Here is a 25,191-nt window from a genome sequence, read left to right as displayed (position 1 = left end):
GATATATTACGACGCTCTGCTACTCTGGTGGGCAAGTGCGATGCCCGCCCGGGCCAGGTGTACCTGGCGAAAAAAATCTTCATGCAGCGCAACCTGGTTACGCCCGCGCTTTTTCGCGGTATAGAGCGCGGCGTCGGCAGCGCTGTACAGGTTTTCAAAATCGCTGTTCTTCAGACCAAGGCTGACACCGAAACTGGCGGTCACCAGCTGTTGCGGTAAGACATCCAGTGGCGATGCATTAAGGGAAGAGTGAATGTAGCTGGCAATGATCATCGCATCTTCAATACGGGCTTCCGGCAGTAAAATCGTAAACTCCTCACCGCCGACACGGCCAATGGCCGCACTTTCCGGCAGGGCGCGGCGAATACGCGAAACCAGCGCGCAAATCACCCGGTCGCCCGTAGGGTGACCATATTCATCATTGATACGTTTGAAGTGATCAATGTCCAGCAGGATCAGGGCGACATTTGCCTGCGTCAGGGACTTATTAATGTGGTTAATGATGGCGCTGCGGTTAAATACGGCGGTGAGTGGATCGTGCGTGGCCTCATACTCCAGCTGCGCCGCCAGTTTTTGCAGTTGCTCATTCATGCGGTTAAGTTCGCGTTCCGCACGGTCGCTGCGGCTGATCACGCGGTAGGATTCGCGAATCAGGCGTTGATAGTGCTTCGCCACACTCCACAGTTTTTCACGGCAGGCGTCTGCGGGCAGCGCGGCGTCTGCCGCCGCCAGGCGAGCCTCTTCGAGTACGGAATATTCCTCCTTGAATAGCTCATTGATATCTAGCATGCGTCAAGGTCCGGAATAAGAAAGACAGCCAGGGAAGGGAAGTCGATACGTAACTCCTGACCGAATTCTTCGGAAATATCGTCTTCCTCGTCATAGTACCAGTGCAGCTCGCAGGCGATACCGCCTTTCGCAAAGCCGTTCAGACACTCGAAGAGTTCAAATAACAGCTTGGTGCTGGAACTGTTGAAATAGCTCAGCGCAACATGCAGACGAACCGGTTCATCGGTGGCCGGTTTGTCCTGCAGCCAGTTCTCAATGGCCTGCAAAAGCGGGCGAAAGAACGCCGCGGCATTTTCAGGATAGGCTTCACCTTTAAGCACCAGACGATGTGCTGAAAAATCAAAATTCACTTCCGGTGTGGCCTGGGTTGCGGGCTGCTCGATGGAAGAGGTTAATGTCATATCAGTCATGGCAAAACGTTGCCTTTAGGTGAAAGGCGGACAACGAACTGGCCGCCAGTGGATGAATGCGATACTCCAGTGGCTCACTGGTATCCCGCGCCATGGTCAACAAACCTATGTTTGCACCTTTGCTCGTGGCAGGTGCTTCACTGCGTAATCCCTGTTTCCAGGCATTACGGATTTCCGCCTGGGTCATCGTGCGCAGGACTTCGAGGTTTGTCTTTAGCAAAGAGGATTCTTCCGGGCCAACAAGATTTGCGGTTTCAAGGTAATAATTCACCTGGTCGGTGTGAAAACAGAGTGAACCATAGCGCAATTCATCCTGGCCCGTGCACAGAAAGCGTTCATCCGATGAATAGCGAACGATGTTTTGTCCCATCTCGATAAAGACGGAGAATAATTTGCGACGTGTCGCAGAAGAGGCTTCATGTTTATCCAGCCACGTGCGCATCACGTCACCCATCGACACAATGTGCTGTTGGGAAAAATAGCCCGTGTAAAAAAGCTCGACAGCGCTTTGCCGCTGAAGAGTGAAAAGGGGGAGCAAAACGGCTTCTTTGACCTGCAGGTCGCTTATTTTCATTTAATTTTTCACCAACGGAAACCAAACCACGTCATGTCATCACGCGCAGATTGCTTGCCCTGCCAGGTCGTCAGCGCGCCGAGTAGCGCCCTGGAAACAGATGACATCGGCAGCGCACGTTGCTGCAATAACAGTGACTGAATACGCTTCTTACCAAACATTATTTCCCGTGGGCCGCCAATCTGATCCGTTACGCCATCGGTAACGATCAACAACTGATCGCCACGACGCAACGGACGTTGATGACGACGCCACTGGTAATCTGTGGCCGTATCTGAATAGCCAATACCTTTACGGTCGCCGTCAAGATTAACGACGTCTGCGTCGTCCGCACCGAGCATAAAGGCATGCATGCGCGCGTTAGACCAAATGAGTTGCTCATTTTGCGTATCGACAAACACGGCAATGGCGTCACAACCATCGTTGGACTGACCCATATCGGCGCTGGGATGGCTCTGGCTCAACGTCTGCTTTATATAATGGTTAATCGACGCGAGCAGGCGCTCTGGCTCGTGGGGCTGCGCCTGAGTTAGCGCCTTTTCGAGCGCCGACGAAAAAATAAAGGTCATAAAGGCGCCGGGAACGCCATGCCCGGTACAGTCGGCCAGCACCAGTAGCCAGCCGTTTTCGCAGCGCTGAAAGGCGTAAATATCGCCGCCAACACAATCACGCGGGTGCCAGTACAGACACCAGTCATTCAGCGTTTGCTCAATATTTTGCCGCGAGCGACTGAGCATAGACTCCTGAATAATTCGCGCATATTCAATGCTTTGCATGATTTGCATATGCTGTTTAGCCTGCAAATCTGAAACCGTGCGAATGAGATCAAGACCCAGGCCAATGCCGATATATTGATTCTCTTCGGTGAGGATAAACCCTTCGGTTATCGCCTTATCGCCCGTTTCGATGACGCGCTCGGCCAGGTAGTCAAGACTGGCGTCAGCATCAACAATCAGCGGGGTTTTATCCATAAACGCGATGCAGCTTTTCTGGTCATAGAGTTCATGGAAAAACGGGCGGCTCATCTGCGAAAGAAAAATATGGCGGTTAATCATGCCAATGGGCCGATTTTGCTCAAGAACGGGTAAGCCAATCAGTGACTTATGCTCAGAGAACATCGACATGACCTGCACATTATTTGCTTCGGGGGTTACGTGCGGAACGGCAATACGTAGCACGCCCGCTGTAAGCTGCCGCGATGAAAGAGGTATATCCATGATCCTGCTGTCTTGCGTAATAAGAATAATCTGAGGATAAGGTCTGATTGTGACGATTTCATTGCAGCGGATGAGCGAGGATTATTACGATAGATTATTGTTCCCAATGGCAAATCACAGCTGTTTCGCCAGAGGCAAAAAAAAGCCCGCACTTGACGAGCGGGCAAATAATACTGGAAGCAATGTGAGCAATGTCGTACTGAATACCTGAGCGATTCACTCAACTATTCAGTGATGAGAAAGATAATCTTTATCATCTTTGTTATCAACCCCAAATTTTGTGCAGCATTCAAAAAAGGAGGGGAACAGCCCAGGTGAGAGGGAAGCCTACAGTTCCAGCGCCTCAAACTGTTTCCAGCTCACCTCGTCAACGTAGATACCGTTCTCCAGCCGTTGTTGCCAGGCGTGGGCTTCTGGTTCGCCGGGGAGCAGAACATCGTGCCCCTGCTGGTCGTGCTGCATCCAGTCGAGTTGGGCAATCACCTCCCGGGCATAGTTTTCGCCCGCGCCCAGCCGGAGAGGATCGAAAATAATAGAAAGCATATTGTTGATGATTCCCTGGCGCGGTGGGATCTGGTGGCTCTCGGTTTCGCCGCCCGTGAGCGCAGCGCCCAGCAGACTGCAAATCAGCGACAGCCCTGCGCCTTTATGCCCGCCGAAGGCCAGCAGTGCGCCACGCGGCTCCTCCATCAGCCAGCGCGGATCGGTGGTAGGATTACCCTGTGCGTCCACCGCACAGCCTGGCGGAATAGCTCGCCCCTCATTCCATGCGATACGCGCTTTGTTTCCGGCAATGGCGCTGGTGGCGAAGTCCAGAATCACCGGCGCGCGACCGCTGACCGGTACTCCCACGCAGAAGGGGTTGGTGCCAAGACGCGGGTGGCGTCCCTCAAACGGTAATACCGCAGACGGCGCGGCGACATTGGCAAAATGGATTGACACCAGCCCTGCCGCGGCGACCTGCTCAGCCCAGGCCCCGATACGCCCCAGATGGTGTGAATCCGCCAGGCTTACCAGCGCGACGCCATATTGCTGTGCACGTTCAATACCTGCCGCCATCGCCTGCCTGCCCAGGACCTGACCAAAACCGTGTCCGCCATTAAAAGAGAGGAGTGGGCCTGCATCGCGAATCAGCCGCAACTGTGCTGAGGGCTGTAAATCACCTGCCAGTATGGCGCTGATATAGCGTGGGAGCAGAGTAACGCCGTGCGAGTCGTGACCTTTCAATGATGCTTCGACGAGGTTATCGGCGACCTGGCGGGCAATCTCCTGAGGGGTATTCACACGCACAAGATGCTGTTCCAGCAGCGTGCGCAATTGCTGGTGGGTTAATACGGGCATAATTAATCTTACCGCAAACAGGGTTATTAAGAGTTTTTTGACTATAGCGAGGATGTTTTTTTTACATAACCATCAAAATTAACTTTGCTTTGCCAGTTTTTAGCTATGCATTAGCAATAAAGACCACCCACAGCGCTATTGTGAATTTTTAGATAAGCATTGCGAATAAAATCATTTCCTTTTTAATGCCGCGCCAGCCAATCATTTTCCGGATATGACTTAAGAAACCTCCGGGGAAAGGATATGAATAAAATGAAAATGATCGCCAGTGCAATGTTGGCCGTTGCGCTGAGCGGTATTAGCGCGTCGGCGCTGGCAGAAGGAAAAATCAGCATTGCCCAGCAGTTTGGTATTGGCTATTTGATTCTCGATGTGGTGCGTGACCAGCAGCTTATCGAAAAAGAAGGGAAAAAAGAGGGGCTTGATATAGAGGTCGACTGGCGCACTATTTCCGGGGCGACAGGAATGAATGAAGCGCTGCTTTCAGGCGCACTGGATGTGGCATCTGCCGGTGTTCCGCCGCTTCTGACCCTCTGGGATCGTACCAAAGACAAACAGAATGTGAAGGCGATTGCCTCATTAGGATCGATGCCTAACTACCTGCTGAGTAATAACCCGGCGGTGAAAACGGTTAAAGATCTCAGCGATAAAGACCGTATTGCGGTACCGGCGGCAGGGGTGGGTTTCCAGTCGCGGACCTTGCAGATTGAAACCGCCAAATTATATGGCAATGCAGATTATAAACGCTTCGATAATATTAGCGTCAGCCTGCCACACCCGGATGCCAGTGCTGCATTAATTGCTGGCGGTTCGGAAATTACGACCCATTTTTCCAGCCCCCCATTCCAGTATCAGGCGCTGGAACACAGCAACGTACATAAAATTCTCAGTTCTTATGATGTGCTCGGCGGACAGGCGACATTTAACGTGTTGTACACCACGCAAAAATTTCATGATGAGAACCCAAAAACATATAAAGCGTTTTATCGTGCGCTGAATGAAGCGGCAAAAATTATCAATGCCGATAAAAATGCCGCCGCAGAAACTTATATTCGGGTTGAGAAATCTCGTCTGCCGCTGGCGCTGGTGCAAAAAATTGTTAACGACCCGGAAATCAGTTTTACCGTCTCGCCTGAACGTACGGGCGTATACGCCGAAAAACTCTATGAGCTGGGTGTGTTGAAAAACAAAGCCGACTCCTGGAAAGACTATTTCTTCAATGAAGCGTGGGAAAACCCAGGCAGTTAAGCCGCATGGCGGAGGCAATAATGGCACAGACAACATCCGATGGACCGCTGCTACAGGTCAGAAATGTGGATATTGAATACCGCACCCGCGAACGCCAGGTGCGGGCCACCCATGATGTCAGCTTTGATGTCTGGCCAGGCGATCGCTTTATTTTGCTCGGGCCATCCGGGTGCGGGAAATCGAGCCTGCTAAAGGCGGCAGGCGGCTTTCTCAGCCCGCGCGGCGGTGAGATGTTGCTGGAAGGGCAACGTATTTGCGCCCCGGGTCCGGAGCGGATGATGGTGTTTCAGGAATTTGATCAGTTACCGCCCTGGAAGACGGTTCTGGAGAACGTGATGTTCCCGTTGCTGGCAAGTCGCAAGGCTACCCGCGCGCAAGCCCGGGACACGGCGTTGCATTTTCTGGATAAAGTGGGGCTGGCAGATTTTGCCGATGTGATGCCGCATATGTTGTCAGGCGGCATGAAGCAGCGCGTGGCGATTGCCCGCGCCCTGGCGATGAAGCCGCGTATTCTGCTGATGGATGAACCCTTTGCCGCACTGGATGCCCTGACGCGCCGCACCATGCAGGAAGAGTTGCTCGCCCTGTGGGAAGAAGAACGCTTTACGTTGCTGTTTGTCACGCACTCCATTGAGGAAGCGCTGGTGGTGGGAAGCCGTATTCTGGTGTTATCGCCGCATCCTGGTCGGGTGCGTGCTGAGCTGAATTGCCATCAATATTCCCTGAATGACTTCGGCAGCGAAGCGTTTCAACATGCCGCCCGTCATATTCACGATTTGTTATTCCCGACCACGGCTAGCGACCCGCGGCCCGAACAGAAACAGGAGCGCGCGTATGTCGCAGCCACCCTACATTCGTCCTGAATTTGAGCGCGAGCTTGCGCCGCTGCGCGATCTTCCTGTTGAGACGCCGCTGCCGCTGGGCCAGCGATTATGGAATCAAACATGGCTACGCAAATCGCTAATTTTGCTACTGGTGCTGGCATTATGGGAGCTGGCGGCGCGGGTGACGCAAAACGATTTAATGCTACCCGGCGTGGTACAGACAATGCACGCGCTGGCAGAGGATATGCGTAATGGTGAGTTGCCCGAGAAGATCGTCAACTCTTTTAGCACCCTGTTAAAGGGCTATTTGATTGGCAGCGTACTGGCGCTACTGGCGAGCGCTCTGGCGGTGACCACCCAGTTTGGTCGCGATCTGCTGAGTACGCTGACGGCGATGCTTAACCCATTACCCGCCATTGCGTTGTTACCGCTGGCGCTGTTGTGGTTCGGCCTGGGGAATGTCAGCCTGGTGTTTGTGCTGGTGCATTCGGTGATGTGGCCGATTGCGCTCAATACCTGGTCAGGGTTCAGTGGTGTGCCGGAAACGCTGCGCATGGCCGGGCGCAACTATGGATTGAGTGGCCCACGCTATGTGCTGACCATTTTGATCCCGGCCTCGCTTCCGTCGATCCTCTCCGGGTTAAAGATTGGCTGGGCGTTTGCCTGGCGTACGTTGATTGCTGCTGAACTGGTGTTTGGCGCCTCAAGTGGGCAGGGTGGGCTGGGGTGGTATATTTTCCAGAACCGTAATGAGTTGTTTACTGACAGGGTATTCGCCGGGCTGGTGACAGTGATTGTGATTGGCTTGTTGGTAGAGGGCGTAGTGTTTGCTACTCTCGAGAAAATCACCATTAAGCGCTGGGGAATGCAGCGTTAGCGTTTTCCCCTCACTCCTGGCCTCTTCTCAAAGGGGAAGAGGGCGAGCCTGCGCTCTGTGCCAACCGTAAGAGGGAAGAATGATCCACATAGAAAAAGGTGATCCGTTTTCGGCGGACTCGCAGGCGCTTATTGAAAAACTTTCCATCGTGCTCGCACAGATCACCGGTAGCAGCGGTAAGCACTCATTTAATATTGATGACCTGCAATCCGCGCGGGCAGTGTGGGCGCTGGCCCGGAACGCGCAGGGTGTTGCAATAGGCTGCGGCGCCATTCGCCCGTTAACGCAGGAAACGGCGGAATTGAAAAGAATGTATTCCGCAGGTAGCGAAGCGGGTGTCGGCAGCGCAATTTTGCGTTTTCTGGAAGAGGCCGCAAGCGAGCTTGGCTATCGTGCAATCACTCTCGAAACGCGGCGCGTCAACCACAAGGCCGTGACGTTTTATCAAAAGTATGGCTACACCGTTACCGACAATTATGGTGCCTATATCGGCAGGGATGAAGCCGTGTGTTTTATCAAGACCCTGTAAGCTTCGGGCCAGGCGCTATGCGGCGGCAGTAACGCTTATTTGCGCAGCAGCTTTTGCAGTCGCTTTTTCTGCCACCCGGCAATCAGATTGCCAAAAACAAAAATACGCAGCCCACGCACCACCAGTAAGGCGCCCCAGATAGCGGCCACCCACAGCGACCAGATGTTCTCTGGCGAGGTAGTGCGATTAAGGATGTAGAGTAAAACGCAGACCACCACTGCGGTTAATACTGAGCGGTAAAGGCGGCTTTCTTCCTCCAGTTGATTTCTGGCTTGCGTGATGCGCTGATCCAGCGCGTCATCGCCTTCGCTTTGTATGTTGCCGGAAAGCTCGCTGACGCTCACCTCAAAAACGGCTGCCAGAGCGCTGAGCGTCTCCAGACTGGGCTGCTCCTGATTTTCAATGCGCTGTATGGTACGCACGCTTAATGCCGCCATTTCCGCGAGCTGTTCCTGAGACCAGGCACGGGCAAGGCGAAACTCTTTCACTCGATTGGTACTCATCATAATGTCTCCGTGGTAAGCAGGATGACAGCCTCGCCCAAAAGTGAAAATAGCGACACGACATGCACCCGACAGCAACCTGACAGCGGCATGACACGCCGCTTGCCGAGCCACTTTGCTCTTTGACGTTCCGATATTCAAGCACAATGCGTGATGCGTTTTTTCGTTTTCATTCCGCCGCAACAACCAGGCCAGGTGGGTTTTCCCATTCTGAATGTTATCTGCTCAGACGAGCAGCTAACCCAGGAAACAGCGCAACGGACAATGACACCGAAGGTCTGAGAAGCCTCCGGTTTTTGCCTGCAACAACGTTATGTTTACGCGTTCACCCTTTCTGCGAAATGTGGCAGCCCCGATAACCCTGCATGGCTAACCGGGAAGAGAGATGGCGAGACCGCCTGCGACTGACTTTCTGGTAGCCCTGACTTTCTTGCTACACCGTGCCGTAAATGTTAAAAGGTGCGGCTTCATGACAACGAGAAAAGGGGAAAGACGTGAAAAACGCGTCAAAGGTATCTGAGCACTCAGCGGATACCGCGTCGGAATCGGGGCCGACGCTACAACGAGGACTGAAAAACCGCCATATCCAGTTAATCGCCCTCGGGGGCGCTATCGGTACCGGGCTGTTCCTGGGGATCGGTCCGGCAATCCAGATGGCGGGGCCGGCTGTGCTGCTGGGCTATGGCGTCGCGGGCATTATTGCTTTCTTAATTATGCGCCAGCTTGGTGAGATGGTGGTTGAGGAGCCGGTGTCCGGTTCATTTGCCCATTTTGCCTTCAAATATTGGGGGCCTTTTGCGGGCTTTTTATCCGGCTGGAACTACTGGGCGATGTTTGTGCTGGTGGGCATGGCGGAACTGACCGCCGCCGGCATCTATATGCAGTACTGGTTTCCCGATGTCCCTACCTGGATCTGGGCCGCCGCCTTCTTCATCATTATTAATGCTGTAAACCTGGTTAACGTGCGTCTGTACGGCGAAACTGAATTCTGGTTTGCGCTTATCAAAGTGCTGGCGATCATTGGCATGATCGGCTTTGGTCTGTGGATGCTGTTCGGTGGTCATGGCGGAGAGAATGCCAGCTTTGACAACCTTTGGTCTCACGGTGGTTTCTTCGCCACCGGCTGGAACGGCCTGATCCTCTCACTTGCGGTGATTATGTTTTCCTTTGGCGGTCTTGAGCTGATTGGGATCACGGCGGCAGAAGCCAGCGAGCCGCACACCACTATCCCGAAAGCGGTCAACCAGGTTGTCTATCGCATCCTGCTGTTTTATATCGGTTCCTTAGTCGTGCTGCTGGCGCTTTATCCCTGGGTCGATATCAAAGCTGACAGCAGTCCGTTTGTGATGATTTTCCACAATCTGAACAGCAATCTCGTGGCATCGGCACTGAATTTTGTCATCCTGGTGGCGTCGCTGTCGGTCTATAACAGCGGTGTCTATTCTAATAGCCGTATGCTGTTTGGTTTGTCGGTACAGGGGAATGCGCCCGCATTTCTGACCCGCGTCAGCCGTCGTGGCGTACCGGTGAACTCATTACTTCTCTCCGGGGCGATCACCTCGCTGGTGGTGCTGGTTAACTATATCCTGCCCAAAGAGGCTTTTGGGCTGTTGATGGCGCTGGTGGTGGCAACACTCCTGCTCAACTGGATCATGATTTCACTGGCGCACCTGAAATTCCGCGCCGCGATGCGCCGCAAAGGGCGCGATCCCCAGTTTAAGGCGCTGCTCTATCCTTTCGGCAACTACCTGTGTATCGCCTTTATGCTGATGATCCTCGTGCTGATGTGCACCATGGACGGGATGCGACTGTCTGCTATTCTGCTGCCTGTGTGGATCCTCGTCCTGTTTGCTGCTTTCCGCCTGCTACGTCGTCCTGCAAAACGCGCGTAACTCTCTGCCCCGCCGGATCCGGCGGGGCATTTTCTCTTGCGTAAATTTATCGTGATAAAACTCCCACAATTGCGTCATCGTGCAAGCTAAATAAATTGTAATCGATTACTTTTCTTCTTGATGCTTTTTGTAATCGATTACTTTTAAAAGGTGAGGCAGAAAAATGGTGTCAACAACCGAAAGTAGTGGAAATCTCGTTCAGCATCGACTGCTGGTTCCGCGGCTGTCGCTGATGATGTTTTTACAGTTTTTTATCTGGGGGAGCTGGTCAGTCACGCTCGGTCTGGTAATGACCCGGCACAATATGTCGCTGCTGATTGGCGACGCATTTTCCGCCGGGCCTATCGCCTCCATTCTGTCACCGTTCGTACTTGGCATGCTGGTGGACCGATTCTTCGCCTCGCAGAAAGTGATGGCGGTGATGCACCTGGCCGGGGCCGCGATTTTGATGTTTGTGCCGCAGGCTCTGGTGGCGGAAAACGGCGCCATGCTAATTGCCCTGCTATTTGGCTATACGCTGTGCTATATGCCTACGCTTGCGCTGACCAACAATATTGCGTTCCACAGTCTGAGCAATATCGATAAGACCTTCCCGGTGGTACGTGTGTTCGGCACCATTGGCTGGATTGTGGCGGGCATCTTTATCGGCGTGACAGGCATTTCCTCCAGCGTGACCATTTTCCAGGTGGCGGCAATCTGCTCCGTGGCGCTGGCGCTCTATAGCCTGACGTTACCGCATACGCCGGCGCCGGCTAAAGGACTGCTCGTTGCCATGCGCGATCTATTCTGCGCGGACGCGTTTGCTTTGCTGAAAACCCGTCACTTCTTCGTCTTCTCGCTCTGCGCCATGCTGATTTCCGTTCCGCTCGGTACTTATTACGCTTATACCGCCTCTTATCTGGCGGATGCGGGCGTGGCGGATGTGAGTACCGCCATGTCCTTCGGCCAGATGTCTGAAATCTTCTTTATGCTGGTGATCCCGCTGCTGTTTCGCCGTCTTGGCGTGAAGTACATGCTGCTTATCGGCATGTGCGCCTGGTTTGTGCGTTATGCTTTCTTTGCTCTCGGTGTAAGTGAGGAGGGGCGGTTCCTGCTCTATCTTGGCATTTTGTTACACGGAGTCTGTTACGACTTCTTCTTTGTCGTCGGCTTTATCTATACCGACCGCGTAGCGGGCGAGAAGGTAAAAGGCCAGGCGCAGAGCATGATTGTGATGTTTACCTATGGCATTGGCATGCTGCTGGGCTCGCAAATTTCCGGCGCGCTGTACAACCGCCTTGTCGCCGGTCAGACGTTGCCGCAGGCGTGGGTGAGCTTTTGGTGGATCCCGGCAATTGCCGCAGCCGTTATCGCGCTGATTTTCCTTCTTTCTTTTAAATACAACGACCAGGAGCACGCATAAGCTGTGGGAGGTGCTATGAAAACCATTCAGGGGCCGGGGATTTTTCTGGCGCAATTCATTGGGGAGCAGTCGCCGTTTAATACGCTGGAAGGGCTGGCTGACTGGGCGGCAGCGCTGGGCTACAAGGCGCTGCAAATTCCCTGTAACCACCCGACGATTTTTGATGTCGGACTGGCGGCGCAAAGCCAGAGTTATTGTGATGATGTGCGCGGCGTGCTGGCGGAGCGCGGCCTGGTGATTAGCGAGCTTTCTACCCATCTTGAAGGGCAACTCGTTGCGGTGCATCCGGCCTATGACGCGGCGTTTGACGGCTTCGCCCCCGCATCGCTGCGTGGAAATCCGTTGGCGCGTCAGGCCTGGGCGACAGAAACGTTATATCAGGCGGCGCGGGCCTCAAATAACCTCGGGTTACGCGCCCATGCGACCTTTTCCGGCGCGCTGGCCTGGCCTTATCTCTACCCGTGGCCGCCCCACAATGCCCTGTTGTTTAAAGAGGCATTTGCTGAACTGGCCCGCCGCTGGCGGCCCGTGCTGGACTGCTTTGATGAGCAGGGTGTGGACCTGTGCTATGAAATACACCCCGGTGAAGACCTGCATGATGGCGTCACCTTTGAACGTTTTCTTGATGGCGTAGACAACCACCCACGCTGCAATATTCTTTATGATCCAAGCCATCTTCATCTTCAACAGATTGATTATCTGGCCTTTATCGATATTTACCATGAGCGGATTAAGGCATTCCATGTCAAGGATGCGGAGTACCGGAAGGAGGGCCGCAGTGGCGTGTATGGCGGCTATCAAAGCTGGGTCGACAGGCCTGGCCGTTTTCGTTCGCCGGGCGACGGACAAATTGATTTTGGCGCGGTGTTCAGCAAGCTCACGCAGTACGGTTATGACGGCTGGGCGGTGCTGGAGTGGGAGTGCTGTCTGAAAGCGGGGGAGGCTGGCGCGCGGGAAGGAAGTGAGTTCATTCGCCGTCACATTATTCCTGTGTCGGAACATGCGTTTGATGATTTTGCCGCCGGGCAAGAAGACCAGCGCAGCGTGCGCAATATGTTAGGGCTGGGGAGTGTGGAATGATTCAGGTCGGGATTATCGGCAGCGGGTTTATCGGCCCGGCGCATATTGAAGCTATTCGGCGGCTGGGCTTTGTTGAGGTGGTGGCGCTGTGTGATGCGAAGCTGGCGGACGCCCAGCAAAAGGCGCGGCAGCTCGGCGTACCGCATGCGTATAACAATGTGGAGGCGCTGCTGGCGCATCCGGGGTTACAGGTGGTGCATAACTGCACGCCCAACCATTTACATGCGGATATAAACCGCCAGGTTTTGCGGGCCGGAAAGCATCTGTTTTCAGAAAAACCGCTGTGCATGACGGCCGAAGAGGCGCGAGAACTGGTGGCGCTGGCAGAGCAGGCAAAGGTGGTACACGGCGTCAGTTTTGTCTATCGCCAGTTTGCGATGGTTCAGCAGGCGGCGAGTTTGCGTCAGTCCGGGCGTCTGGGGCGGCTCTTTTCCGTCTACGGCAGCTATCTGCAGGACTGGATGCTGCTGGAAACGGACTATAACTGGCGTGTGGACGCGGCATCCGGCGGCCCATCGCGGGCGGTAGCCGATATCGGCTCGCACTGGTGCGATACCCTGCAGTTTGTGACCGGGCGGCGCATTACTCAGGTGATGGCAGATCTCTCTATTGTCTGGCCGACACGCAAAGCCAGCCGCGAGGTCGCAACCTTTACCTATGGGCAGCCGGGGGCAGAGCTGGAAGATAAATCTGTCACCACCGAGGATGCCGGATCGGTGCTGGTACGTTTTGATGACGGCAGTAAGGGCTGCTTTAGCGTGTCGCAGGTGAGTGCGGGGCGGAAAAATCGCCTGAGTTTTGAAGTAAACGGTAGTGAGTGCTCACTGGGTTGGGACCAGGAAGTGCCACAGCAACTGTGGATTGGCCATCGCCAGCAGCCTAACCAGATACTGACCGATGACCCAGGGCTGATGTCGCCGGATGTCGCCGCCAGCGCCCATTTCCCGGGGGGGCATATCGAAGGCTGGCCGGATGCGTTTAAAAATATGATGCTGAATTTCTATCGTGCGGTACAGGACGGGAAAATGCCTGCGCGTGACGAGGCCCGATTTGCCTCGTTTTACGACGGTGCCAACGTGATGTTTATTATCGATGCCATTTTACAAAGCCATCAGCAGCAAAAGTGGGTGACAGTCGCCTATTGATACGGGTTGCCCTGGCGGGGGCGCTTTGTTTACCCGACCAGGGCAGTGCGTAGCCCGGATAAGGCGTCGCCGCATCCAGGACAAACCTGGCGCCCCATACGCCTTCCGGGGTTGCCTTCGGCGCCCGGTGTGCGTCGTGCATGCCATCCGACGTTGTGGTAGCCTGCTAGCCAGACGCTAACCGCAGGAAATATCGACGTTATGTCCATTCAAAAAATCGCCAGGCTGGCTGGCGTTTCCGTCGCGACCGTTTCGCGCGTGCTCAATAACAGTGAATCCGTTAAAGCTAAAAACCGCGAGCGCGTGCTCAAAGCTATTGCCGAAAGCAACTATCAGCCGAACCTGCTGGCGCGCCAGCTTCGTACCGCCCGCAGCTCAATGATTCTGGTGCTGGTTTCCAATATCGCCAACCCGTTTTGTGCCGAGGTGGTGAAAGGGATTGAAGAGGAAGCGGAGAAAAACGGTTTTCGTATTCTGCTGTGCAATACCGGTTCGGACATGGAGCGCTCCCGCTCGGCGCTGAACCTGCTTTCCGGGAAAATTGTCGACGGCATTATTACGATGGACGCCTCCTCAAGATTGCCGGAGCTGGCGACGCTTATTGGTAGCGCCCCCTGGGTGCAGTGCGCGGAATATGCCGATGACGGCGATGTCTCCTGTGTGGGCATTAACGATGTTGGTGCGGCGCAATGTGTGATTGACCAGTTACTGGCGCGCGGCTGTCAGCGTATCGCGCTGATTAACCACGATCTCAGCTATAAATATGCCCGCTCGCGTGAAGAGGGCTACCACAGCGGACTTAACGCACACCAGTGCGATTATGCGGTCGTTGAGTACGCAAGCGACCTGAGTTTTAGCGCCGGGAAAGCCGCCATGCAGGCTTTGCTGCGCCACAGTGAACGTCCCGATGCGGTATTTGCCGTGTCGGATACTCTCGCGGCGGGGGCCGTACTGGCTATCCATGAAGCCGGACTGAAAATGCCACAGGACATTGCAGTGGTCGGGTTTGATGGCACAGAGCTGGCAGAAATGGTTACGCCACCGCTGACGACCGTCTATCAACCGTCAAAAGAGATTGGCCGCAAAGCCGTGGGGTTACTGCTCAATAAAATAGATAACCCCGAGGCCCCGGCAGAGCGGATTATGATGGACTGGCAGTATATTTCCCGGGCCAGCGCCTGATTAGAGTGATGTGATTTTTTTGCCAGCCTTTTCGCTGGCTTTTTATATGTTGGGAGCTTTGCCAATGAACCGGCAACGTCAAGCTGAACTGTTCCTGGTCATCACCACCATGATTGCGGCCTGTGGCTGGATCTTTTCCCGCGAAGCCATATCCGGCATGCCGGTCTTTGCCTTTTTGGGGCTGCGTTTTTTAGGTGCGGCACTGGTGTTGCTACCGTTTTGTCGGGGGCAGCGTATAGCGCTGGCAAAACTGCGGCAGGTGTTGATCAGCGGCCTGTGGATGGCGCTCAACCTGTGCCTGTGGATTTGGTCAGTATCGACAACACCATCGCTGGGCGAAGGGGCGTTTATCATGAGCCTCTCGATGCTGTTTGTGCCGCTGGTCGCCTGGGGCATGATGGGGGTGCGTCCGGCTCGTGCGTACTGGGAATGCCTGCCGCTTGCCTTTATTGGCCTGGCATTACTCAGTCTGCATACACCGATTGTCTTCCATCCCAGCCAGGGCTGGTTCCTGTTGACCGCTTTTGTGCAATCCATTTCGTTTTGCTACACCAGCCGCATTGCCGGCGACGTCCCGCTCCTCCCGCTCACTGCGGTTCAACTGGCGGTGACGGGGCTGGCGGGGGTGTTGATCTCACTTTTCTTCGAACACTGGACGCAGCCGTTTACTGCCACCACTGCACTGTGGCTGGTGGCCAGTATTCTCATTGCCACCAGTCTGCGCTTTGGTCTGCAACTGCAAGGGCAGAAATATGCCGCCGTTGCCAGCGCCGCCATCATTATGGTACTTGAACCGCTATTGACGGTGATCGTTGCCGCGATCTGGTACAGCGAACGCCTGCCGCTGCAAAAAATCATCGGCGGCGTGCTGATTCTGGTCGCGCAACTCTGGTTTCGCTGGCGACTGGTGGCACGCCTGCCGTCAAAAAGGTGATCGCCTTAGTTTGCCGGGCAGCGTGGCGCGAGCTGCTGACGCGCGCCAATCGCGGCGACGGCAAGCAGCAGCATCATCACGATTTCTGCCACTAAAAACCCGCCCAGCGCTTCGTTGTAATTGCCCCGGGTGAGGTTGAGCAGATGCAAAAACAGCCCGCCGAGCACTGCCGGGCCAAGTCCCAGGGTGGCCTGTTGCAGGGTGCTGAGAATCGCACTGCCTGCCCCAGCGTCCTGGGTGGCGATATCACGCATCCCGATACGGTAAAAACTGTTCACGATCAGCGCCTGGCCGTAACCAATAAGCGCGGTGGACGGTGCAAGGTTTATGGCGTTGAGATGGCCGTGAGTCAACCCGATCGTGGCAAACAGAGCTACCAGGCCGCTTATTTGCACCGCAATGCCGCTTAGCAGAATGGTTCGCAGGCTGTGACGGGCGATCAGTTTCGGTGCATAACAGGCCGAGGCGAAGTAGGCCAATCCTAATACCACGAAGCTGTTGCCGGATTGCCACGGCGCCATCCCGACACCTGCCTGTAAGGTGAGCGCCATGCAGAACATAAAGCCGGACCAGGCGCAGAAAAACAGCAACGCAATCAACAGGCCGAAACGAATGCTGGGTAGTTTGAGTAAGCGCGGGGGCATCAGCGGATGCAATCCTTGTCGTTCCTGACGCAGTGCGCCAGCGCGCATCCAGAGCGTTAGCGGAATTATCGCCAGTAATGCCGCCTGGCTTTGCCACGGCCAGCCTAAATCCGGGCTGAGAGAGAGCGGGAAGAGCAGGCAACATAAGATGAGCGCCAGCGCGAATGTGCCCTGCCAGTCAATGCGCGTGGGGGTTTCATTACGGGTTTCCGGGACATAACGATGGCTTAATGCCAGCACCAGCAGGCTGATGGGCACGTTAATAAAAAAGGCGTTTCGCCAGCCGAGCCCGGCAATATTTGCCGACACCAGCCAGCCGCCCCCCATCTGTCCGATAATAAACGCCACGCCACCAATACCACCGTACAGGCTGATAGCGCGGGCATGGGCCGGGCCTTTGAGGGTCACATGCAGCGTTGCGAGAATTTGCGGCATGATCAGCGCCGCGCTCATGCCTTGCAGGGTACGCGCCGCGAGCAGGGCGGTGATGGAATTTGCAACACCGCACAGCAGAGAGGCGATACCGAACAGCGCTACACCCCACAAAAACATTTTACGGCGGCCAAAGTTATCGCCCAGTTTGCTGCCCATCGCCAGGCAGACGGCAAACGCAACGCCATACAGCGCCACAATCAGGGAGAGTTGCGTCGTATTGGTATGCAGCGATAACGTGATGGAATCGAGGGCGACGTTAGTGATCGAAGTATCGATCATCGGCAGCATCTGCCCGGTCAACAGTAACAACAAGCCCGCACGACCGGGTGAAACAACTGACGTATTCATGGTAACTCCATTGCGTCATTCATCGGATAGACGTAGCATCGCTGATACTTAAAACGGGTACCAGTTCTTGCTTATACTGGTACTGGCACTACCATGCTGGAGGTTTTATGAGCCTGATGTCGGAACGAGCCCCTCTGTTGAGCGTACAGGATGAGAACCGAAAACAGCTCGGCGCTTTTTTACGCTCCCGCCGGGAAAGCCTTGATCCGCAGCGTCTTGGCCTGCCGCGCAGCGGGCGGCGTCGTACACCAGGCTTACGGCGTGAAGAGGTGGCGTTACTCGCGGATGTTGGCGTGACCTGGTATACCTGGCTGGAGCAGGGGAGGGACGTGAATCCGTCTGCCAGCGTGATGCAGGCGATCGCCAGTGCGCTGGAGTGTTCAGCAACTGAAACCCGTCATCTTTTTTTGCTGGCGGGACTGACGCCTGCGGAGACGCCCTCCGTGCCGCAGTGTGAAGGCATCAGCGTCGGGGCGCGTAAAATGCTCGATAGCCTGTTGCCACAACCGGCCAGTATTCAAAAGCCCAATTTTGATATTGTGGCGTGGAATGAAGCGTTTTCGCGGATGATGGGCGTAGATTTTCACCAATTACCAGAAGATGAGCGCAATTGTATCTATCTCTATCTGACGAATCCGACGTGGCGCAGCCGTATCGGGCGTAAAGAGAGCGTGCTGCCGACATTTGTTGCCTATTTCCGCGCGGCAATGGCGGAGCACCGGGGCGATCCGCTGTGGGAAGCGAAGCTGGCGCGCTTTTGCGCGGTATCGGAAGAGTTTGCCTCGCTATGGCATAAGCACTATGACGTGCGAGGCGTAGAGAATCAGTTGAAAACCTTTACTCATCCCGAGTTGGGCGAATTTTCTTTGCAGCAGATGTACTGGTTTTCAGCGCCGCGTAATGGTTCGCGACTGCTGGTCTATTTACCGATAGATGAGCAGGGTGAGAAGGCGCTGGCATGGCTGGCGGAGCACGGCTAACGGTTTTTCAAAGATAGAGCGTGCCAGCCAGAACCGTATGCGACTGGCCTGCCAGCGCTACCCTGCCTTCTGAGGTAAGCGCAATGTGCAATTCGCCGCCACGCGGCGAGGCCTGCCATGCACAGAGGCTATGTTTATCCAGACGTGCTCCCCAGTATGCTGCCAGCGCGCAATGTGCGGAGCCGGTCACGGGATCTTCATTCACTCCCACCCACGGCGCGAAGTAGCGAGAGATAAAATCATATTTACCAGAACCCGGAGCGGTAATAGCCACGCCCCGCCCGGGCAGCGCGCCAAGCGCCTGAAACCTGGGTTTGAGTTGTTCAACTACCTGCGCGTCATCCACCACCATCATCACTTTGGGGCCAAACTTTCCGCAGGCAGAGACATGGCTCGCGTCGAGACCCAGCGCATCCAGCAAGGCGTCGTCCGGGGTAAAGCGCATATCCGGCACTAAGAGCGGGAAATCCAGTTCGATAGCGTCAGGGCTGGCGGTGGCTTTAAGCGGCCCGGAGAGGGTAGTGAAGATAACACTTTCACCAACGGCAAGCTGCCCGGTCTGGCGAAGAATATGGGCTGTGGCGAGCGTGCCATGACCGCATAAGTCGACCTCTGCCCTGGGGGTAAACCAGCGCAGGCGGTAGTCATCAAGTGCCAGAAATGCGGTCTCGGATACAGCCATCTCCGCCGCTATCTGCTGCATGACTGTGGTTTCAAGACCCTGGGGAGTAATGCACACGCCCGCCGGATTACCGGAAAAAGGGCGTGTACTGAAAGCATCAACCTGGTAAATCTCAAGCTCCACTGCGCGTACTCCTGTCAGAAAAGCAAAACGCTACGGTAGCGCGTTTTACGTTTTCCGAACAGTCAGCGTGGACGCAGGCGTTGCTGATCTTTTTTCGCCAGCGTATTGACCACAAGATCCCGCGAGTCGTTAATCAGATCGACGAGCAGATCTTCGGTGATATCATCGCCGGCAAAAATCGAGATCCAGTGCTTTTTATTCATGTGATAACCGGGCGTAATGCTGCGATAAATCTGTTGATTAAGCAGGGATTTTTGCGGATCTGATTTCAGGGTCACCATGGGCCGGCCATGGGCGGTGGTGGTCATCATGAAAATTTTGCCGCCAACTTTGAATATGTCGTGTTCCGGGCCAAACGGCCAGCAAAGTTCAGTGAACGGCAGCTCCAGCGCAATACGACGTGCGGTCTCCTGCAGCGTTTTACTGTCCATCACTGCTATCCACGGTGAGCGCGCGCCACATCGCTTCAAAGCCCAGCCGTTTGGTCTCTTTTGCTTTTTGCGGATCGCGGCTGGCGAACTCCATCGTGGTTTCCGCCAGCGTCAGAAAAATGGCATCGCCAAACGGTGAGAGCGCTTCGGAGAGAAATTCAGGCCTCACCGAGCGGTGGCAGATTTCATGCAGCTCAGGGAACATATCCATAACCTGCTGGCGCGTTTCGGGGGTGATTTTTTCGCTCACCGAAATCTGGCGAATCGCGTTATGTGCAGAGGGATGACGGATGCCCCAGTCGATATAGCTGTTCCAGATGGACTGGGTGTGTATTTTGGGATCGCTTACTGAACGGTCGAGGCTGTCGATCATGGTCTGGCAAAGATCAGATTTGAGATGCAGGTAGAGAGCATTAAGCAGATCGTCTTTGGTGGCGAAATAACGAAACAGGGTGCCCTCAGCTACGCCCGCGTTACGGGCAATCACCGCGGTCGAGGCGGCAATGCCGGTTTGCGCGATAGCGACAGCCGCCGCATCCAGTAATGCCATTTTCTTATCTTCACTCTTCGGACGAGCCACTACACTTTCCCTCTCTCATTAAGAAAAACCACGATTGAACCATGCCCTCTGTGACGCTGCAACGCTGAACATCAAAGATTGAAAATCATCTTGACGACTTTCTATTCATTTCTATAATGAGTGCTTACTCACTCATAATCAAGTCCAGCCTACTTTCAATTGTCAATGTCCCAGCGGAAGGGACATTTTCTCGGATCAGGGTATGAATCGTCTCTTACTAAGCGTGGTTCTTATTATGCTCATTGTGTCTGCTGCCAGTTTACCTTTTGTTTTAAATGCCGGATTTGGTCAGCGCCCACAGGGCGAGCAACTGACCAGGGTAGAGCAGTCTCCGCAATACCGGGACGGTGAATTCCATAACCAGTTACCTACGCCCAGCTACACCGGGCAGAAAAGCATGCTGGCGGCAATATGGGAGTTTTTAACCACCCGCCGGGAAAATGCGCGCCCGCAGCGACCCTTACCGATGGTAAAGACCGACCTGGCAAGCCTGCCGCTGGAGCAGGACACGGTGATATGGCTGGGTCACTCCTCCTGGTATCTGCAACTGGCCGGGAAACGCATTCTTATCGATCCGGTGCTGAGCAATTACGCCGCGCCGTTTTCATTTCTGAATAAAGCCTTTGACGGCGACTATCCGTGGACGGCGGAGGCCATGCCGGAGATCGATCTGCTGATCATTTCCCATGACCACTACGACCACCTGGATTACGCCACCATCAGGGGGCTGATGCCAAAAATCAAACGGGTGATCACCCCGCTGGGCGTGGGATCGCACCTGCGTTACTGGGGCATGAACCCGGACATCATCCAGGAAGCGGACTGGCAGCAGAAAATCACATTTAGCAGTGAGCTGGATGTGTATGTGTTGCCAGCGCGCCACTTTTCAGGGCGCGGTCTTAAACGCAACCAGACGTTGTGGGCGAGTTTTATGTTCGTCACCCCGGATCGCACGCTCTATTACAGCGGTGATACCGGCTATGGGCCGCACTTTAAGGCCATCGGCGAGCAATTTGGTTCGGTGGATCTGGCGATCCTTGAAAACGGTCAGTACGACCAGGACTGGAAGTACATTCACATGATGCCGGAGGAAACGGCGCAAGCAGCGGAGGAGTTAAATGCGCGGGCGGTACTGCCGGGCCACGCCGGACGATTCGTGCTGGCAAAACATACCTGGGACGATCCTTATAAACGTCTGGCGGCGGCAAGCCTCGGCAAAGGGTATCGATTGTTAACGCCCACACTCGGCGAGGCGGTTCATGCGGCGGATAACGCCCAGAGCTTCCACGCATGGTGGGAATAACGGTTTATTTCGAAGAGCAGAGAGGAGGAGCGCTGTATGACTATTTCCGCTCAGGTTATCGACACTATCGTCGAGTGGATCGACGACAATTTACATCAACCATTGCGTATTGATGATATCGCGCGCCATGCCGGGTACTCAAAATGGCATCTGCAACGGCTGTTTTTGCATTACAAAGGTGAAAGTCTGGGGCGCTATATTCGCGAACGCAAACTGTCACTGGCGGCGCGGGATTTACTCAATACCAATGACAAGGTCTACGATATTTGCCTGAAATATGGCTTTGATTCGCAACAGACATTTACCCGGATCTTTACCCGTACCTTCAATCAGCCGCCGGGTGTCTGGCGCAAAGAGAATCATCCACGAGCGCATTGACGTGTAACCCCGGATGGCGCTGCGCTTATCCGGGCTAACAGGCAGGTCAGGTAAGCGAAGCGCCGCCTGACGGGGATGCCCCGCACGGCGGCGCAAACGCCTGCTCCAGGTTATGGATGCCCGGGCGGGAAGCGAACCTGGCCTGCGGGATTTCATCGGCTTAAGCCAGTGAAAACCAGCGGCGCCAGATAAAGCGCAAAACAAAGAACTCGATAATGCCAAGTAGCAGAAACCACAGACAAAACAGCACGGTATAGAGCTGATTCAGGTCCTGGAAATGGAAGGTATCCATCAGTTTTTGCGCCAGTACCAGCCCCAGGGAAGGGGCGGGTAGCAGCAAGACCGAGATGAAGGCCATCAGCAGAATACCTGCCGCGGTGGTTAATGTTTCCAGTGGGTGCTTCATAACAGTTAATCGGTTGTTAAAAGCGATATTGTCCGGGAAAGTGCGTAAGGGTGCAATCTCCCGGTACTGTTCTAGCCCGCCGCCCAAATCTCGGTATGTTTTTGCACCAGCCCAATCAGCGAACCGCCGTCGGCAACAAAGTCGCGCATCAGTTGCGATTCGCTTTTCCCTCGTTTGACGAAATTCATCAATTCAGCGATAGCGCTGCCCGCATTGAGCTTATCCGCCCACGGCGCAACTTTTTCCAGCATCCGTTCAATATCGTCGGCTATCTTACGCTGCTCGCCAGTATGAACATCGGTGATGATCCCCTCAAGACCAAAACGACAGGCCTGAAAACGGTTGAATTTATAGAGCAGGTAATCACGTTCCTGATGTTTGAACGGGCGCTCTGCCAGCAGCCAGTGGGCAATAGCCTGAATAAAACCGGTGACATTAATCGCATGCGATAAGGTCAATGGTGTATCCATTACCCGCACCTCGACAGTGCCAAAATGGGGACTCGGGCGAATATCCCAGTGCAAATCCTTAATGCTTTCAATCATGCTGGTATAGCTGAGGCGACGGAATAATCCTTCAAACTCTTGCCAGTTACTGACCCAGGGCATGGGGCCATTGTCCGGAAAAGAGGAAAAAATATTCAGTCGCGATGAGGCGAAACGGGTATCGGTTCGCTGCACATAGGGGGACGCGGCGCCAAGCGCGATAAAATGCGGCACAAAGCGTGATAACCCATGGAGAAGGTAAATGGCGTCATCGCCACTCGGACACCCTACATGCACATGCTGGCCGAAAACTGTCGCTTGCTGCATCAGGTAGCCGAACATTTCCAGCGTCCGGTGATAACGCTCATCGTTGCTGATCTCCTGACGCTGCCATTTCTGAAAAGGGTGCGTACCACCGCCGCAAATCTGTACATGATGCTCGTTTGCCGCCTGCAAAATGATCTGCTGCATGGCAGAAAACTGGTGTGACGCCTGGTTGATGTCGCGGCAGACCCCGGTCGCAATTTCCAGCATGCTTTGCGTGATGTCATGCTTGACCTCACCGGCTTTGAGCTGCGCTTTTACCGCATCGATCAGTCGTGAGGAGTCCTGACTCAGGTCGTATCCTGGCGGGTTAACGACCTGCAACTCAAGTTCAATACCCAGGGTAAAAGGGGTGGAAACGTGAAAATCGGGTAGAGGCATATTGTCTTATCCTTTCCTTGTGAGGTTTTGGATAAGTATAGGCATGCCCTCCAAACCCGCTTTTACGCGAACTATCCGATTTGTTCCAGTTGTCCACGCAGTACTTCCACGCCCGGCACAATGGCGTCCGGGTTAATGGCATGGAAGCCCATACGGAAATAGTTATCTGGTGGCGCGTCATCAAGAAAATGCCGTGCCCCCGGTTCAATCAATACCCCCGCATGGGCCGCGCGCCAGGTGAGCTGTTGGGTGCTGATATGCTTTGGTGTACTCAGCCAGAAGGCGTTGGCATGCTCGCTGCCGCCGAATGTTTTGCATTCGGGTAAAAAGGTTTGCAGCGCATTATGCAGGGTATCCCAGCGGCGCGCGGAGTCTTCGTGGTAGCGGCGCAGGTGGGTCTCGTAATGGCCCTGAGCCAGAAAATGGGCCATCTGATATTGAATGTTGGTTGGCGGATGGCGATAGACCAGGCGACGCAACGCACGGGCTTCGTCAATGATTTCCGGGGCGGCCACCATAAACCCCAGCCGCAGGCCAGGTGAGAGCGCTTTTGACAGGCTGCTGACATAGATAACGCGCCCGCTTCGATCGCTGGCTTTCAGCGCCGGTAAAGGGTTTTGCGTAAAGTTACTCTCCGAGTCGTAGTCATCTTCAATGATCACCGCGTCATGCCGGGTCGCGTATTCGAGCAACTGTACCCGGCGTGCTTTACTCATGGTAACGCCCGTCGGCACCTGATGGCCCGGCGTCACGTAGTAGTAATCGCAGGGCGTTTCACCCAGCACAATACCCTCTTCATCAACCGGGTGGGGAACGATATGGGTATCGTTAAGCAGGAACGTATTGATCGCTTCACGAAATCCCGGGTTTTCGACCGCCACGCGCGTCTGTCGTGACATCAACAGACGGGTCAGCAAATAGAGGGCGTTTTGTGAACCCAGCGTGATGAGAATTTCGTCCGGTGCGGCCACGATACCGCGTTTGGGCAGCACCCTCGTGCGGATCTGCTCAACCAGCATGGGAACATCCTGATCGATATGATCGATAACCCAGGACGGGTCACGTACGCCGCCGTGCAGCCAGTTTGCCGCAGCGCGCCAGAAGGCGAGGGGGAACTGTTGCGTATCTGGCTGGCCGTAAATAAACGGGTAACGATAGTGCATCCAGCCAGCGGGTTTGAGAATAGATTCCTGCTGGCTGGGCGTGATTTGCAGGCGGTTGCTCCATCGTGGTGCAGCGCTTTCGCATTCAGGTGCACTCTGCGACACGTTTTGACCGGCATGGTAGTAATCCGGGTGCAGGTAGTACCCGCTGCGTGGGCGGCTGACCAGATACCCTTCGTTAACCAGACTTTCAAATACCAGCGCCGTGGTATTGCGAGAAACATTAAGCTGACCAGCGAGTTGGCGACATGAGGGAAGAGGGGTGTCTGCCGGAAAAATACCGCTCAGGATGGCGTTTATCAGCGATTCACGCACCTGTTCCTGTAAACCACGCTGACCATCAAAATTGACATGCAAAAGGTGACGAATCATGACGCACTCCGCTGGAAAAGACCTGAATATATTTGAGCAAATTCCATACCAGCTTCCCGTTATCTGACACATTCATTTGCCGAAACTGGCTCTATTCAGAAAGCAAAAAGGCTCCCTATTGTAAAAACGCAGTCACAAAAGAGCGGTCAAGAAACGCAGTCGGCATATTTATTGCAATGGTTCCAGCATGTCTGGGATGAACCTTTCTG

At 54.6% G+C, this 25,191-nt stretch carries 26 protein-coding genes; 13 read left to right on the top strand and 13 right to left on the bottom strand.

Annotated features, from left to right (window positions below; translation table 11 throughout):
* Positions 1–6 precede the first annotated feature (6 nt).
* From AAIG39_RS01010 to AAIG39_RS00990, 5 genes are all read right to left on the bottom strand, one after another.
* Entirely contained in the window at positions 7–789 is a 783-nt protein-coding gene (locus tag AAIG39_RS01010) for a GGDEF domain-containing protein (RefSeq protein WP_343192990.1), read from the bottom strand.
* A complete protein-coding gene (locus tag AAIG39_RS01005; RefSeq protein WP_071193932.1) occupies positions 783–1,199 on the bottom strand; it encodes a DUF1987 domain-containing protein in 417 nt (138 codons plus the stop codon). The genes AAIG39_RS01010 and AAIG39_RS01005 overlap by 7 nt, the downstream gene beginning before the upstream one ends.
* On the bottom strand, positions 1,192–1,773 hold the full coding sequence (locus tag AAIG39_RS01000; protein WP_052958864.1) for a SiaB family protein kinase: 582 nt from the start codon (positions 1,771–1,773) through the stop codon (positions 1,192–1,194). Before AAIG39_RS01000 ends, AAIG39_RS01005 begins: the two co-directional genes overlap by 8 nt.
* Positions 1,774–1,781: 8 nt before the next feature.
* A complete protein-coding gene (locus AAIG39_RS00995) occupies positions 1,782–2,990 on the bottom strand; it encodes a SpoIIE family protein phosphatase (RefSeq protein WP_343192989.1) in 1,209 nt (402 codons plus the stop codon).
* Positions 2,991–3,317: 327 nt separating this feature from the next.
* On the bottom strand, positions 3,318–4,331 hold the full coding sequence (locus tag AAIG39_RS00990; RefSeq protein WP_343192988.1) for a malate/lactate/ureidoglycolate dehydrogenase: 1,014 nt from the start codon (positions 4,329–4,331) through the stop codon (positions 3,318–3,320).
* 258 nt (positions 4,332–4,589) lie between these two features.
* On the opposite strand from AAIG39_RS00990, the gene AAIG39_RS00985 reads away from it, so the two are divergent.
* The 4 genes from AAIG39_RS00985 (at position 4,590) to AAIG39_RS00970 (ending at position 7,809) form a co-directional block, all read left to right on the top strand.
* Positions 4,590–5,579 (top strand): ABC transporter substrate-binding protein, encoded by a 990-nt coding sequence (locus AAIG39_RS00985; RefSeq protein ID WP_249568771.1) that lies wholly within the window; start codon positions 4,590–4,592, stop codon positions 5,577–5,579.
* A 20-nt stretch (positions 5,580–5,599) separates the two neighbouring features.
* On the top strand, positions 5,600–6,442 hold the full coding sequence (locus AAIG39_RS00980) for an ABC transporter ATP-binding protein (RefSeq protein WP_249568751.1): 843 nt from the start codon (positions 5,600–5,602) through the stop codon (positions 6,440–6,442).
* Positions 6,414–7,280, top strand: a complete 867-nt coding sequence (locus AAIG39_RS00975; protein ID WP_090082213.1) for an ABC transporter permease — start codon at positions 6,414–6,416, stop codon at positions 7,278–7,280. Before AAIG39_RS00980 ends, AAIG39_RS00975 begins: the two co-directional genes overlap by 29 nt.
* Positions 7,281–7,359: 79 nt before the next feature.
* The gene (locus AAIG39_RS00970) at positions 7,360–7,809 is read left to right on the top strand and encodes a GNAT family N-acetyltransferase (RefSeq protein ID WP_343192987.1); all 450 of its coding nucleotides are present in this window, start codon (positions 7,360–7,362) and stop codon (positions 7,807–7,809) included.
* Positions 7,810–7,844: 35 nt separating this feature from the next.
* Here AAIG39_RS00970 and AAIG39_RS00965 read toward each other — a convergent pair whose 3' ends face one another.
* A complete protein-coding gene (locus tag AAIG39_RS00965) occupies positions 7,845–8,315 on the bottom strand; it encodes a helix-turn-helix domain-containing protein (RefSeq protein ID WP_249568750.1) in 471 nt (156 codons plus the stop codon).
* A gap of 491 nt (positions 8,316–8,806) precedes the next feature.
* Here AAIG39_RS00965 and pheP point away from each other — a divergent pair, with 491 nt between their 5' ends.
* The 6 genes from pheP to AAIG39_RS00935 all read left to right on the top strand — a co-directional run bounded on the left by pheP (position 8,807) and on the right by AAIG39_RS00935 (position 15,947).
* Entirely contained in the window at positions 8,807–10,204 is a 1,398-nt protein-coding gene (pheP, locus tag AAIG39_RS00960) for a phenylalanine transporter (RefSeq protein WP_090082208.1), read from the top strand.
* 163 nt (positions 10,205–10,367) lie between these two features.
* The gene (locus AAIG39_RS00955) at positions 10,368–11,606 is read left to right on the top strand and encodes an MFS transporter (RefSeq protein WP_343192986.1); all 1,239 of its coding nucleotides are present in this window, start codon (positions 10,368–10,370) and stop codon (positions 11,604–11,606) included.
* Between the two features lie 15 nt (positions 11,607–11,621).
* On the top strand, positions 11,622–12,686 hold the full coding sequence (locus tag AAIG39_RS00950; RefSeq protein WP_343192985.1) for a sugar phosphate isomerase/epimerase family protein: 1,065 nt from the start codon (positions 11,622–11,624) through the stop codon (positions 12,684–12,686).
* Complete coding sequence (locus AAIG39_RS00945) at positions 12,683–13,831, top strand: Gfo/Idh/MocA family protein (RefSeq protein ID WP_343192984.1); 1,149 nt, start codon at positions 12,683–12,685, stop codon at positions 13,829–13,831. Before AAIG39_RS00950 ends, AAIG39_RS00945 begins: the two co-directional genes overlap by 4 nt.
* Positions 13,832–14,032: 201 nt before the next feature.
* Complete coding sequence (locus AAIG39_RS00940) at positions 14,033–15,013, top strand: LacI family DNA-binding transcriptional regulator (protein WP_090082173.1); 981 nt, start codon at positions 14,033–14,035, stop codon at positions 15,011–15,013.
* 64 nt (positions 15,014–15,077) lie between these two features.
* Complete coding sequence (locus AAIG39_RS00935; protein WP_090082170.1) at positions 15,078–15,947, top strand: DMT family transporter; 870 nt, start codon at positions 15,078–15,080, stop codon at positions 15,945–15,947.
* A 5-nt stretch (positions 15,948–15,952) separates the two neighbouring features.
* Here AAIG39_RS00935 and AAIG39_RS00930 read toward each other — a convergent pair whose 3' ends face one another.
* Positions 15,953–17,374, bottom strand: coding sequence for an MFS transporter (locus tag AAIG39_RS00930; RefSeq protein WP_090082168.1), 1,422 nt, complete (start codon positions 17,372–17,374; stop codon positions 15,953–15,955).
* A 107-nt stretch (positions 17,375–17,481) separates the two neighbouring features.
* On the opposite strand from AAIG39_RS00930, the gene AAIG39_RS00925 reads away from it, so the two are divergent.
* Positions 17,482–18,354, top strand: coding sequence for a helix-turn-helix transcriptional regulator (locus AAIG39_RS00925; RefSeq protein WP_343192983.1), 873 nt, complete (start codon positions 17,482–17,484; stop codon positions 18,352–18,354).
* Between the two features lie 7 nt (positions 18,355–18,361).
* Here the strand turns inward: AAIG39_RS00925 and AAIG39_RS00920 are convergent, their stop codons facing one another.
* From AAIG39_RS00920 to AAIG39_RS00910, 3 genes are all read right to left on the bottom strand, one after another.
* Complete coding sequence (locus AAIG39_RS00920) at positions 18,362–19,159, bottom strand: PhzF family phenazine biosynthesis protein (protein WP_343192982.1); 798 nt, start codon at positions 19,157–19,159, stop codon at positions 18,362–18,364.
* Positions 19,160–19,221: 62 nt separating this feature from the next.
* A complete protein-coding gene (locus AAIG39_RS00915; RefSeq protein ID WP_090082162.1) occupies positions 19,222–19,590 on the bottom strand; it encodes an MmcQ/YjbR family DNA-binding protein in 369 nt (122 codons plus the stop codon).
* Positions 19,580–20,170: a TetR/AcrR family transcriptional regulator gene (locus AAIG39_RS00910; protein WP_090082159.1), complete on the bottom strand. Its 591-nt coding sequence runs from the start codon at positions 20,168–20,170 to the stop codon at positions 19,580–19,582. The genes AAIG39_RS00915 and AAIG39_RS00910 overlap by 11 nt, the downstream gene beginning before the upstream one ends.
* Positions 20,171–20,372: 202 nt before the next feature.
* Here AAIG39_RS00910 and AAIG39_RS00905 point away from each other — a divergent pair, with 202 nt between their 5' ends.
* Together AAIG39_RS00905 and AAIG39_RS00900 are read left to right on the top strand one after the other, a co-directional pair.
* Positions 20,373–21,473, top strand: coding sequence for an MBL fold metallo-hydrolase (locus AAIG39_RS00905; protein WP_343192981.1), 1,101 nt, complete (start codon positions 20,373–20,375; stop codon positions 21,471–21,473).
* Positions 21,474–21,509: 36 nt separating this feature from the next.
* Positions 21,510–21,851: a RamA family antibiotic efflux transcriptional regulator gene (locus AAIG39_RS00900; protein ID WP_047371371.1), complete on the top strand. Its 342-nt coding sequence runs from the start codon at positions 21,510–21,512 to the stop codon at positions 21,849–21,851.
* 160 nt (positions 21,852–22,011) lie between these two features.
* Here the strand turns inward: AAIG39_RS00900 and AAIG39_RS00895 are convergent, their stop codons facing one another.
* The 3 genes from AAIG39_RS00895 to pdxR all read right to left on the bottom strand — a co-directional run bounded on the left by AAIG39_RS00895 (position 22,012) and on the right by pdxR (position 24,982).
* On the bottom strand, positions 22,012–22,257 hold the full coding sequence (locus AAIG39_RS00895; RefSeq protein WP_047371369.1) for a DUF1158 domain-containing protein: 246 nt from the start codon (positions 22,255–22,257) through the stop codon (positions 22,012–22,014).
* A gap of 71 nt (positions 22,258–22,328) precedes the next feature.
* Positions 22,329–23,447, bottom strand: coding sequence for a YbdK family carboxylate-amine ligase (locus AAIG39_RS00890; protein WP_090082155.1), 1,119 nt, complete (start codon positions 23,445–23,447; stop codon positions 22,329–22,331).
* A gap of 71 nt (positions 23,448–23,518) precedes the next feature.
* Positions 23,519–24,982 carry a MocR-like pyridoxine biosynthesis transcription factor PdxR gene (pdxR, locus tag AAIG39_RS00885; protein ID WP_090082152.1) on the bottom strand — a complete coding sequence of 488 codons (1,464 nt, stop codon included), beginning with the start codon at positions 24,980–24,982 and terminating at the stop codon, positions 23,519–23,521.
* Positions 24,983–25,191 lie beyond the last annotated feature (209 nt).

The sequence above is a fragment of the Phytobacter palmae genome, from assembly GCF_039409775.1.
GTDB classification, from domain to species: Bacteria; Pseudomonadota; Gammaproteobacteria; order Enterobacterales; family Enterobacteriaceae; genus Phytobacter; species Phytobacter palmae.
The sequence above is the reverse complement of the archived record's forward strand: the minus strand, read 5'-3'. Positions and strand labels throughout refer to the sequence as shown.

Bases quoted from the DNA above. Each gene is read 5' to 3' on its own strand.
- AAIG39_RS00925 (WP_343192983.1), top strand. From the start codon at position 17,482: ATGAGCCTGATGTCGGAACGAGCCCCTCTGTTGAGCGTACAGGATGAG.
- AAIG39_RS01000 (WP_052958864.1), bottom strand. From the start codon at position 1,773: ATGAAAATAAGCGACCTGCAGGTCAAAGAAGCCGTTTTGCTCCCCCTT.
- AAIG39_RS00990 (WP_343192988.1), bottom strand. From the start codon at position 4,331: ATGCCCGTATTAACCCACCAGCAATTGCGCACGCTGCTGGAACAGCAT.
- AAIG39_RS00995 (WP_343192989.1), bottom strand. From the start codon at position 2,990: ATGGATATACCTCTTTCATCGCGGCAGCTTACAGCGGGCGTGCTACGT.
- AAIG39_RS00915 (WP_090082162.1), bottom strand. From the start codon at position 19,590: ATGGACAGTAAAACGCTGCAGGAGACCGCACGTCGTATTGCGCTGGAG.
- AAIG39_RS00905 (WP_343192981.1), top strand. From the start codon at position 20,373: ATGAATCGTCTCTTACTAAGCGTGGTTCTTATTATGCTCATTGTGTCT.
- pdxR (WP_090082152.1), bottom strand. From the start codon at position 24,982: ATGATTCGTCACCTTTTGCATGTCAATTTTGATGGTCAGCGTGGTTTA.
- AAIG39_RS00975 (WP_090082213.1), top strand. From the start codon at position 6,414: ATGTCGCAGCCACCCTACATTCGTCCTGAATTTGAGCGCGAGCTTGCG.
- AAIG39_RS00935 (WP_090082170.1), top strand. From the start codon at position 15,078: ATGAACCGGCAACGTCAAGCTGAACTGTTCCTGGTCATCACCACCATG.
- AAIG39_RS00955 (WP_343192986.1), top strand. From the start codon at position 10,368: ATGGTGTCAACAACCGAAAGTAGTGGAAATCTCGTTCAGCATCGACTG.
- AAIG39_RS00930 (WP_090082168.1), bottom strand. From the start codon at position 17,374: ATGAATACGTCAGTTGTTTCACCCGGTCGTGCGGGCTTGTTGTTACTG.
- AAIG39_RS00940 (WP_090082173.1), top strand. From the start codon at position 14,033: ATGTCCATTCAAAAAATCGCCAGGCTGGCTGGCGTTTCCGTCGCGACC.
- AAIG39_RS00890 (WP_090082155.1), bottom strand. From the start codon at position 23,447: ATGCCTCTACCCGATTTTCACGTTTCCACCCCTTTTACCCTGGGTATT.
- AAIG39_RS00945 (WP_343192984.1), top strand. From the start codon at position 12,683: ATGATTCAGGTCGGGATTATCGGCAGCGGGTTTATCGGCCCGGCGCAT.
- AAIG39_RS00895 (WP_047371369.1), bottom strand. From the start codon at position 22,257: ATGAAGCACCCACTGGAAACATTAACCACCGCGGCAGGTATTCTGCTG.
- AAIG39_RS00980 (WP_249568751.1), top strand. From the start codon at position 5,600: ATGGCACAGACAACATCCGATGGACCGCTGCTACAGGTCAGAAATGTG.
- AAIG39_RS00950 (WP_343192985.1), top strand. From the start codon at position 11,622: ATGAAAACCATTCAGGGGCCGGGGATTTTTCTGGCGCAATTCATTGGG.
- AAIG39_RS01010 (WP_343192990.1), bottom strand. From the start codon at position 789: ATGCTAGATATCAATGAGCTATTCAAGGAGGAATATTCCGTACTCGAA.
- AAIG39_RS00900 (WP_047371371.1), top strand. From the start codon at position 21,510: ATGACTATTTCCGCTCAGGTTATCGACACTATCGTCGAGTGGATCGAC.
- AAIG39_RS00970 (WP_343192987.1), top strand. From the start codon at position 7,360: ATGATCCACATAGAAAAAGGTGATCCGTTTTCGGCGGACTCGCAGGCG.
- AAIG39_RS00985 (WP_249568771.1), top strand. From the start codon at position 4,590: ATGATCGCCAGTGCAATGTTGGCCGTTGCGCTGAGCGGTATTAGCGCG.
- AAIG39_RS01005 (WP_071193932.1), bottom strand. From the start codon at position 1,199: ATGACTGATATGACATTAACCTCTTCCATCGAGCAGCCCGCAACCCAG.
- AAIG39_RS00965 (WP_249568750.1), bottom strand. From the start codon at position 8,315: ATGATGAGTACCAATCGAGTGAAAGAGTTTCGCCTTGCCCGTGCCTGG.